The 6,053-nt window shown below is 53.9% G+C and carries 5 protein-coding genes; 4 read left to right on the plus strand and 1 reads right to left on the minus strand.

Going from position 1 to position 6,053, the window contains the following annotated elements; translation table 11 throughout:
* The 4 genes from ACLQ7H_RS26355 to ACLQ7H_RS26370 all read left to right on the plus strand — a co-directional run.
* Positions 1-1,340 (plus strand): YcjX family protein (locus ACLQ7H_RS26355; protein ID WP_411755223.1); only part of this gene is annotated, 1,340 nt, incomplete at its 5' end.
* Positions 1,337-2,395: a TIGR01620 family protein gene (locus ACLQ7H_RS26360; RefSeq protein ID WP_411755224.1), complete on the plus strand. Its 1,059-nt coding sequence runs from the start codon at positions 1,337-1,339 to the stop codon at positions 2,393-2,395. The genes ACLQ7H_RS26355 and ACLQ7H_RS26360, both read left to right, overlap by 4 nt.
* A 276-nt stretch (positions 2,396-2,671) precedes the next feature.
* A complete protein-coding gene (locus ACLQ7H_RS26365; protein WP_411755225.1) occupies positions 2,672-3,865 on the plus strand; it encodes a M20 aminoacylase family protein in 1,194 nt (397 codons plus the stop codon).
* 127 nt (positions 3,866-3,992) lie between these two features.
* A complete protein-coding gene (locus ACLQ7H_RS26370; protein ID WP_411755226.1) occupies positions 3,993-5,276 on the plus strand; it encodes an MFS transporter in 1,284 nt (427 codons plus the stop codon).
* A gap of 102 nt (positions 5,277-5,378) precedes the next feature.
* On the opposite strand, the gene ACLQ7H_RS26375 is transcribed toward ACLQ7H_RS26370, so the two are convergent.
* Positions 5,379-5,744, minus strand: a complete 366-nt coding sequence (locus tag ACLQ7H_RS26375) for a hypothetical protein (protein WP_411755227.1) — start codon at positions 5,742-5,744, stop codon at positions 5,379-5,381.
* Between the last annotated feature and the right edge of the window lie 309 nt (positions 5,745-6,053).

A 6,053-nucleotide genomic window follows, 5' to 3' on the forward strand; every position in this document is an offset into this window, starting at 1 on the left:
TGCGGCTGGCAGTCACCGGCTTGAGCCGCAGCGGTAAGACGGCGTTTATCACCGGATTGGTCAATCAATTACTCCATGTTCACAGCGGCGCGCGTATGCCGCTGTTTTCCCCTGTGCGGGAAGAAAGGCTGTTGGGTGTGAAACGCATTCCTCAACGCGACCTCGGTATCCAACGTTTCACCTACGATGAAGGCCTGGCGCAGCTGTATGGCAATCCGCCAAGTTGGCCAACGCCAACCCGTGGCGTCAGCGAAATCCGCCTGGCGCTGCGCTACCGTTCCAATGATTCACTGCTGCGCCATTTTAAAGAAACCTCCACGCTGTATCTGGAGATCGTCGACTATCCGGGCGAATGGCTGCTGGATTTGCCGATGCTGGAACAGGACTACCTGGCCTGGTCACGTCAGATGGCTGGGCTATTGCAGGGCGACCGTGCACGCTGGGCTGAGCCTTGGCTGGCATTGTGCAAAGATCTCGATCCGTTGGCCCCGGCGGATGAAAACAAGCTGGCGGCGATCGCCCAGGCTTATACCGACTATCTGCTGCGCTGTAAGGCCGAAGGGCTGCACTTTATTCAGCCTGGGCGCTTTGTGCTGCCTGGCGATATGGCCGGTGCGCCTGCGTTGCAGTTCTTCCCGTGGCCAAACGTCGATGCGGCAGGGGAATCGCGCCTGGCACAGGCGGACAAACATACCAATGCGGGCATGTTGCGCGCCCGCTTTAATTATTACTGCCAGTCGATCGTCAAGGCGTTTTATAAAGAGCATTTTGTGCGTTTCGATCGCCAGATCGTGCTGGTGGACTGCCTGCAACCGCTCAACAGCGGGCCACAGGCGTTTAATGATATGCGTTTGGCGCTGACCCAGTTGATGCAAAGCTTTCACTACGGCAAGCGCACGCTGTTCCGCCGCCTGTTTTCGCCGACCATCGACAAACTGATGTTCGCGGCAACCAAGGCGGATCATATTACCGCCGATCAGCACGCCAATCTGGTTTCGCTGTTACAGCAACTGGTGCAGGAAGCCTGGCAGAACGCCGCGTTTGAAGGTATCAGCATGGACTGCGTCGGCCTGGCTTCGGTACAGGCGACCGAAAGCGGCATTGTCGATCATCAAGGGCAACCGATCCCGGCGTTGAAAGGTCACCGTCTGGACGATGGTACACCGCTGACGGTATTCCCCGGCGAAGTGCCTGCGCGCCTGCCTGGCCCGGCGTTCTGGCAGCAACAAGGTTTCCATTTTGACCAGTTCCGCCCACGTCTGATGAGCGTCGACAGTCCGTTACCGCACATCCGTCTGGACGCGGTGATGGAGTTTTTATTGGGAGATAAATTACGATGAGCGAGCCGATAAAACCGCGTATCGATTTTGCCGAGCCGTTACAGCCACCACAGGAACCGGTGTTGCGGGCAGGCTTGGAGTTTGACGAACAGCAGGCCGAGAAATTCTATCCGGCAGCGCCAGAGATGGAGCAGGAAGAAGAGGAAGGGCGCGCGGAAGGGATCGTTAACGCCGCATTAAAGCCTAAGCGCAGCCTGTGGCGCAAAATGGTTAACGCCGGGCTGATGCTGTTTGGCGTCAGCGTGGTGGCTCAAGGTGTCCAGTGGGTGCATACCTCCTGGGTGCAGCAGGATTGGATCGCGCTGGGTGGGGGGATTGCCGGTGGGCTGATCGTCTTCGCCGGTATCGGTTCGGTGGTGGGGGAATGGCGCAGGCTATACCGCCTACGCCAACGTGCAGAAGAGCGTGACGAAGCTCGGGAGCTGCTGCATAGCCACGGCCTGGGGAGAGGGCGTGAGTTTTGTGAAAAGCTGGCGCGTCAGGCCGGGTTGGATCAAGGGCACCCCGCCTTGCAACGCTGGCAGGCTTCATTACATGAAACCCAGAACGACCGCGAAGTGGTGGCGCTGTATGCCAAGCTGGTGCAGCCGGTGTTGGATAATCAGGCGCGGCGCGAAATCAGCCGTTCGGCGGCAGAGTCGACGCTGATGATCGCCGTCAGCCCGTTGGCCTTGGTGGACATGGCCTTTATCGCCTGGCGCAATATCCGCCTGATTAACCGCATTGCGGCCCTGTATGGCATCGAACTGGGCTATTTCAGTCGCCTGCGACTGTTCCGGCTGGTGTTGCTGAATATCGCCTTTGCCGGTGCCTCCGAACTGGTGCGGGAAGTGGGCATGGATTGGATGTCACAGGATATTGCGGCGCGGCTGTCTGCGCGGGCTGCTCAGGGGATCGGGGCAGGTCTGTTGACGGCGCGATTGGGTATCAAGGCGATGGAACTGTGCCGCCCGTTACCCTGGTTAGACGGCGATAAGCCAAAACTGGGGGATTTCCGTGGTCAATTGGTTAATCAGCTCAAAGACACCATGAAAAAGAGCTCAAGCAAAGTCTGACTCCTCCAGGCTGCGTCTACCAGACGCAGCCTCATTGCGACAACGCCAAAAATTCCCTTCCTTTCGTACGCCTCTGCAATACCCATTAATTGTTAATGATAAGTTAACCAAGTGTTTGTTTTGCGGTCTTGGTCACGAAAAATCCCACGGACAGCCGCCAATAAGGCGGTATATTCGACTAATAATGAGTCTGTATATCTGACTGTGCCAGCGGAGAAACTCGCCGTATTGGTTCGCAATGTCAGCAGTAAGAAATAATCCCAAGGACAGGAGGTAATGAACATGCCGCACCGTGAGCCGAACTTAGAAACCTTCCAACCCTATGCCGATGAAAGCCTAACCCTCCGTCGACATATTCATCAGTACCCTGAACTGGGATTCGAGGAACGACAAACCGCCGAACTGGTGGCGGGAAAGCTGGAGGTGTGGGGCTATCAGGTGACGCGCGGATTGGGTATCACCGGCCTGGTTGGGACATTGAAAAGAGGCAACAGCCCCCGCACGTTAGGGATTCGGGCAGATATGGATGCCCTGCCGATCCTGGAAAATACTCAACTCCCTTACAGCAGCCAGCACGAAGGCATCATGCATGCCTGCGGGCATGACGGCCATACCGCGATGCTGCTCGGTGCGGCACATTATCTGGCCGATCACGCCTCTTTCGATGGCACTTTGCACCTCATTTTTCAACCCGCAGAAGAGGGGTTGGCTGGGGCGCAAAAGATGATCGACGATGGCCTGTTTGAACGCTTCCCCTGTGACGCCGTTTTTGCCATGCACAACATGCCGGGCTTCCCGCAGGGGCAATTTGTCTTTGGTGAGGGGGCATTTATGGCTTCCAGCGACACGGTCACCATCACCATCCACGGCAAAGGGGGGCATGGCGCGATGCCGAAGGGCACCGTTGATGCCGTGGTCGTCGGTGCCAGCATTGTGATGGCATTGCAGACTGTCGTTGCACGTAACCTGGGCGCACAAGAACCGGGCGTGATCACCGTAGGTGCATTCCAGTCAGGCATGGCCAGTAATGTCATCGCCGACTCAGCGGTATTAAAGTTAAGCGTGCGCGCGTTGGATCCGCAAGTCAGGGAGCTATTGGAAGAGCGTATCAAGACGTTAGTCGCGGCCCAGGCTGCCTCATTTGGTGCCAGGATCGATATTGACTACGATCACACCTATCCCGTGTTGGTCAACCAACCGGAGATGACCCGCTTTGCCAAACAGGTGGCGCAAAATTTAATGGGTGAAAGCCATCCGCAGCAGGTCATTGATATCCCTGAACCGTTGATGGGCAGCGAAGATTTTGCCTTTATGCTGAACCAGTGCCCGGGCAGTTATTTATTATTAGGTAACGGCCAAGGTGAAAATAGCTGCATGGTACATAATCCTGATTATGATTTTAATGATGAAATTATACTCAGAGGGATCGCCTATTGGTCTGCGTTGGCGCAGGAATTCCTAAAGGAATAAACCTCGGTCTTTAATAAGTTGGTGATGTTGCTGAATTTGTCGGGGGCGAACATATATTCGCCCCTGGTTTAACATCGATTATCTGGGCGGGTGCGCATGCGGCGCCCCTACAAATTAAGGACAGGCGATGGATAGCGTCAAGGAAAGAAAGTCCCCGGCTAGGGCCATTGTGGCCACCACGTTAGGTAATGGATTAGAGTTTTTTGATCTGGTGCTCTACGCATTTTTTGCGACCTACATAGCAAAAGCTTATTTCCCCGCGACCGATCCTTTGGTGAGTATGGCGATGACTTTCCTGATCTTTGGAATGGGCTATCTTGCCAGGCCGCTAGGGGCACTGGTCATCGGGCATTTTGCCGATAAAAAAGGGCGCAAGCCCGCCATGACGCTAACATTCCTGCTGATGGGGCTTAGTACTCTGACAATGGGTATCACGCCATCATATGCAAGCATCGGGATTGCCGCCCCGATCATCATTACCCTCGCCAGGTTGATACAGGGGTTTTCTGCAGGCGGCGAGTTAGGCGCATCAACCACCCTATTGGTGGAGTACGCTAAACCCCATAACCGTGGATTTTACGGGGGATGGCAGGTGGCGAGCCAAGGTGCGGGTAACGTATTTGCCGCCATGACGTTGGTGATATTGGTAAACACCATGCCAGAGGCGAGTGTGGAAGCTTGGGGTTGGCGCATCCCTTTCCTGTTTGGCATCGTGATTGTTCCGGTGGGGCTGTATATTCGCTTTAAACTGGAAGAAACGGCCACTCACACCTTACCAACGGCCACCGAAAGCGTCAGTAAAATACCCTTGCTGGAAGTCATAACCACCTACTATAAAGAAACCTTGGCGGGAATTTTGCTGACGATGGGCGGAACCATCCCGCATATGATCATTATGTTTTATATTCCCAACTACGCCATCAGTATATTAAAGCTGGACACCAGCTATAGCATGTTAATCGGTGCCATCGCGGGTTTGATTACCTTTATCGGCGGCCCTTTGGCGGGCATGTGGTCAGATAAAGTTGGCAGGGTCCGGTTGATTGCCAGGGCGAGAATAGCGATTATTGTGCTGATTTACCCGGCCTTTTATTTACTAAGTCACCACCCCAGTGTTGAAATGCTGTTTGCAGTAATGATTGTATTGAGCATCATCAATATTATCGGCGCTTCACCTTCCATCACCATTTTGCCGGAAATATTTCCAAGGCGGGTAAGAACCACCGGGCTATCGCTGGTTTATAGCGTTGCCGTGGGGATCTTTGGCGGATTCTCATTATCGGTTTCCTCCTATCTGATCAAGCTGACCGGCAATACCACGGCTCCGGCATTTTACGTGATTGCTGGCTGTGTTTTATCGTTGTTCGCCTTCTTGTACATCAAGGAAACCAGCCAGGAACCGCTTAATTAATTACCGCTCATTCCAACCCTCTCCCACGAGGAGAGGGAGCTGTTAGCCTCTGCTTTTGGTTGGGGCTGAACACCTCTTTTATCAGAGACTCTTAATGCGCCATTACCACTTATAACCCATGTTCACGCTGTAATCAGGATCCTGATTGGTGGAATAGGGATCGGACTGGCGACGGCGATCGGTTTTTTTCACTGGGCGATTAAGCGTCGAATACGATTTGTCGTGCGGGCGGCTGCAGCTTGGATGGTCGCATTCAAGATTGGCACTGAAGCCGGTTTCATCTTCTGATTCTGACCAGACCACGGGTGCCTTGGCGGTTTTCTTCGCAGGCCCAGGTGCGGCTTTGGGGGCGGGGGCGGACTTAATGCTGGGCTCCGGTGCCTTGTAGGATAGGTCCAGCGCCAAAGTTGGGGCGCTCAACAACAGCGTGGTGCAGCAGAAGGCTGCCAGTGTATGCTCTCTAAGCATGATTGATTCCCGTTATAGTTACTCGGCGCAACTATAAAATAGTCAGACGAGAATTACTATCATTTGTGACCGTTGATTGGCCTTTTTGCGCTTTGTAACCACAGATTGACGAAAGAATATCCCCCTGTGACTGCATTATAATCAGCTGCCAAAATAATACTGAATGTGATAACTCTCTAAAGATAAGCTAAAATTACGCCGATGGTGTTATTGGGTGGCGTTTAAAACCGCCAATAGCAGTGATAAACTGGAGCTCTGTCAACTTTTGCTGACAGATCGCTTCTTCCTTCCGGGGGGAGAAGGTATCAT

Origin of the sequence: Serratia sp. (in: enterobacteria) (assembly GCF_046715635.1) — a bacterium.
Lineage (GTDB): Bacteria > Pseudomonadota > Gammaproteobacteria > Enterobacterales > Enterobacteriaceae > Chania.

Excerpts from the sequence above, each read along its gene's own strand:
- ACLQ7H_RS26360 (WP_411755224.1), top strand. The coding sequence starts at position 1,337 with ATGAGCGAGCCGATAAAACCGCGTATCGATTTTGCCGAGCCGTTACAG.
- ACLQ7H_RS26365 (WP_411755225.1), top strand. The coding sequence starts at position 2,672 with ATGAACATGCCGCACCGTGAGCCGAACTTAGAAACCTTCCAACCCTAT.
- ACLQ7H_RS26375 (WP_411755227.1), bottom strand. The coding sequence starts at position 5,744 with ATGCTTAGAGAGCATACACTGGCAGCCTTCTGCTGCACCACGCTGTTG.
- ACLQ7H_RS26370 (WP_411755226.1), top strand. The coding sequence starts at position 3,993 with ATGGATAGCGTCAAGGAAAGAAAGTCCCCGGCTAGGGCCATTGTGGCC.